Origin of the sequence: Salimicrobium flavidum (assembly GCF_900156645.1) — a bacterium.
Taxonomy (GTDB): Bacteria; Bacillota; Bacilli; order Bacillales; family Halobacillaceae; genus Salimicrobium; species Salimicrobium flavidum.
The window spans coordinates 1-3,504 of record NZ_FTOC01000025.1 but is presented as its reverse complement, the minus strand read 5'-3'; the positions used below and the strand labels follow the sequence as shown (position 1 = coordinate 3,504).

2 protein-coding genes are annotated in these 3,504 nt (G+C 38.5%); both read left to right on the top strand.

Annotation, left to right across the window (positions count from 1 at the left end):
- Nucleotides 1–404 precede the first annotated feature (404 nt).
- Nucleotides 405–1,961 (top strand): class 1 isoprenoid biosynthesis enzyme, encoded by a 1,557-nt coding sequence (locus tag BW944_RS14665; protein ID WP_076560954.1) that lies wholly within the window; start codon nucleotides 405–407, stop codon nucleotides 1,959–1,961.
- Nucleotides 1,962–2,024: 63 nt separating this feature from the next.
- The gene (locus tag BW944_RS14660; RefSeq protein WP_076560952.1) at nucleotides 2,025–3,410 is read left to right on the top strand and encodes a polysaccharide deacetylase family protein; all 1,386 of its coding nucleotides are present in this window, start codon (nucleotides 2,025–2,027) and stop codon (nucleotides 3,408–3,410) included.
- Nucleotides 3,411–3,504 lie beyond the last annotated feature (94 nt).

The following is a 3,504-nucleotide window of genomic DNA, read 5'->3' as shown; positions in this document are numbered from 1 at the left end:
TTGGCTTGCCACCTTCGTAAAGCTGGACGATCTATTTCTTGAATTCAGGGGTGAAGCTACGACGATTTCGTTTGGTCATGGTTTGGCACTCCTCGGCGTTCGATTTTCTTAAAGTGTAACGGACCTTAACGAAACTGTCCAATCAAGTGTAGCCTATCTAAAATGCATATGGGTGTGGGTAAGAAAATTATGCACCGGTCAAATCTAAAGCACGGAACCCCTTGTTACAAAAGAGGTGTCCAAGAACACGTTACCGATTGAATAGCAATGTCATAAAAGACACAGGGTCTGTTTGAAGAAGCAGAATTTGGTTTAATCAACAGACGTAATATGAAACAATCAAACTAAGGTCTCCTGATTCGATAAAGGGGAAAATAAACACACGACAGGTGTCAGTGATAATAATGAGTATGTATAAAACAGGGATAAAGCACGTTTTCTACTGGTGGATGCAGAGGGATATGAAAAAGTACATGAATCTACTGGAATCAAAGTCTTTAATAGAAAAAATGGAAAATAACCAATTTGACGGGAAAAAGCAAGAGACTCTCAGTTTTATTGAACAGATCAAACGGTCCATTTGGGAATACGGTGCTTTTTTAGCTAGAAATACATACGCCGAAGGGCAGGATAGAGAAGGGAAGCACCTAATAGATGAAGAAGCGGAAGATCTTACAGAAGATTTGAAATCCAGCTTTTTAACTACGGCTTATGGAGAAAAATCCATTGTTCAACAGCTATTTCCGAAATATTCTTTTTCGTTTGATACCTATTTCAATGATGAAACGGGTAACGATAATTTTGAAGATGAAAGTATTTATCTTGCTTTATTCATGCAACTGAAAGAATGGTCCAAAGGTAAATCTTTTGATCAATTATTGCAGTTGATTCAGGGAGATAGAACAGTTCAAAGAACAATTCAAATGATAGTTGAAGAGATAGGCATTTCGAAAAGATGGTCTGTAACACCGACTGCCAACCATTACCTGGTATTTTTCTTTCACTTGTTGAAACAAGCTATACATGACATTCGATTTTATTCTGAAAAACATGGGATCGCTTTTGAAAAAGATGCGGAAACGCGGTGTTTTTATAACGTGTTAAATTTATATATCCACTATCTTGCTGTGCATGGGAAAATAAAGTTATCTATGAAAGAACGTGAGGTTATCTTTGCTGCAGCAGCTCTCCATCCGGTGCAGGACGACTACCTGGATCATAGCGAAGTGACCGAAGACGTTAAAAATGCTATTGAAGATAAACTGAAAGGTGAAAGTGTACCGTTTATAAACGACGAGGCAGATAAGATATTCAGGCTTATAGATATTATCTATAATAAGTTCCCGGTAAAAAAACACCCTTATCTCCTTACTATATTCGAACATCTACATTATTATCAATGCGAATCAGAGAAGCAGAAAGAAATCGGGATAGAGGAGGAGGAGTTATTAGATGTGACTTTCATGAAAGGTGGCTACGCTTTTGCATTTTTTGGATATATCGCCCAAGGTGAAATGACCATACCACAGTTCAGTCATTATTTTACAATGGGAGCTATTTTTCAAGTGCTGGATGATTTTCATGATGTAGAAGAGGATATGGAGAATGGTACACAGACGGTATGGACGAAAGCTATCAATAGAGGGGAGAATATAGATGCTGTTTTCGATGCTACAATTAAGCTCCAACTTTATTATGAACAATATACATCAGTACTTGAAAACTTCAACTATCCTGTAATCATAAGAAAAATCGAATTATTTGGAATTCGTTATGATGTATTAAGATTTTATTCAATGCATCAGGGTTATTTTTCTCCCACTTTCAAAAAAGAAATGGAGGACTGTTTCCCTTTTCCGATGGAGAATGTAAGAAAAGTTTTTCAGTCCACCTATCTTTATGAGTCTCTTGATACGATCGATGAAATTCTGACAGAAGGGGAGAAAATGTTAACGGACTAGTAGAGTCAATTAAATCAGTATAATCAGGTTCAGTATTTTTAAAGAGGTCGATGGAGTGATTTTATGAAAAAGAGAGTTATTGCTATAGTCATCGCTTTGTTAGTAGCGGGGAGTTCAGTGATCTTTTGGGAACTTTTGTCCAAACACAATGTTCAGGTAGGAAATGCGAGTGAGTTAGAAAAAGATGAGGCGAAAAATGAGGGAGGGGATGCTTCAAATGAGGTGGAACAGGTTTCAGTGAAAAACATGAACTTGCAAAAGGAAATCAAGAAGCAGCAAGCTGTATTAGAAAGGGAAGGATTGGATTTAGAGAAGCGTACCAGTAATTACGTTATTACTGACAATGACCTACCTGTCTGTCGAATATCTAAAGGGGACAACGGCTTAAAGGTCTACATAGGGAACGGATACGAAACTAATTCATCTATACATAAGTTGATTTCGGGTATAACGGACATAGAGCCTTATGTGTTCGACGAAAACTTACAGAAACTTGCTCGATTTAATATGGATGAACTCCGTTACGACAACGTGATGTTTACATCCCACGATGATACGATCTTTTCTATTGAATTCCGTTCTGATGAAATAACAGAATCTGAACTGACTATGGATCAAGTGACAGAAAAGGGAACAACTGAAATACCTGTATTAACGTATCATAACTTTGATACGGACCCGGAAAATCTGACAGGACTGACGATGCATCCGGAAACATTCGAAGCCCAAATGAATTTATTGAAAGAAAATGGTTTTACCACGCTCACTTCGGGTGAGGTATTGAAAATATATAATCAAGAAATGAAAATGCCTGAGAAACCAGTGATGATTACTATGGATGACGGCTATGAAAGCAATTATAAGTACGCTTACCCTGTTTTAGAAGAATTAGATATGAAGGCGACGGTTTTTGTGATGACAGATCCTATAATCGACCGTGAAGAACATCCCAGCCGGTATCCGAAACTGACTTGGGAACAGATGCAGGAAATGGCGTGGAGTAATCAAGTATCTGTGCAAACACATACTCATGATCAGCATCATCGTCATGAAAAATTTGATGATGGAGGCCAAATCTTAGGTCCCATAAAAAAGGATGGGGAACTGGAGACGCAAAAGGAATATGAAAGACGAGTCAAAGAAGACCTAATCCAGTCGAAAAGTGTATTGGAAGAACATTTGCTCATGCCGGTCCGCACCCTCGCCTATCCATTCGGTGATTATAATCAAACGACAGAAGAAATCGCGGAACAGGTAGGAATTGAAATGACTCTATCCACCGATTTCGGAGCCAATGATATCGTGAAGGATCCGGAACCATTTTTATTGAAACGAGTGAATGTGAGCGGGCTCAGGTCTTACGGAAACCCCGGGGAAGTGTTGAAAAAAATTGATCGCGTGCTAGGGATGGAGGCGAAAACACCGGAAACTACTATTTCTCATAATTAGACTCTCCCTAATCAAGTGTGCTTGACATTGAAAAAAGCAGAATCTTCCTCTAATGTTTAAGGTGACGAAACCAAAACATCGATAGAGAGGAAGA

Coding starts and splice junctions, on each gene's coding strand:
- BW944_RS14665 (WP_076560954.1), top strand. CDS start 405: ATGAGTATGTATAAAACAGGGATAAAGCACGTTTTCTACTGGTGGATG.
- BW944_RS14660 (WP_076560952.1), top strand. CDS start 2,025: ATGAAAAAGAGAGTTATTGCTATAGTCATCGCTTTGTTAGTAGCGGGG.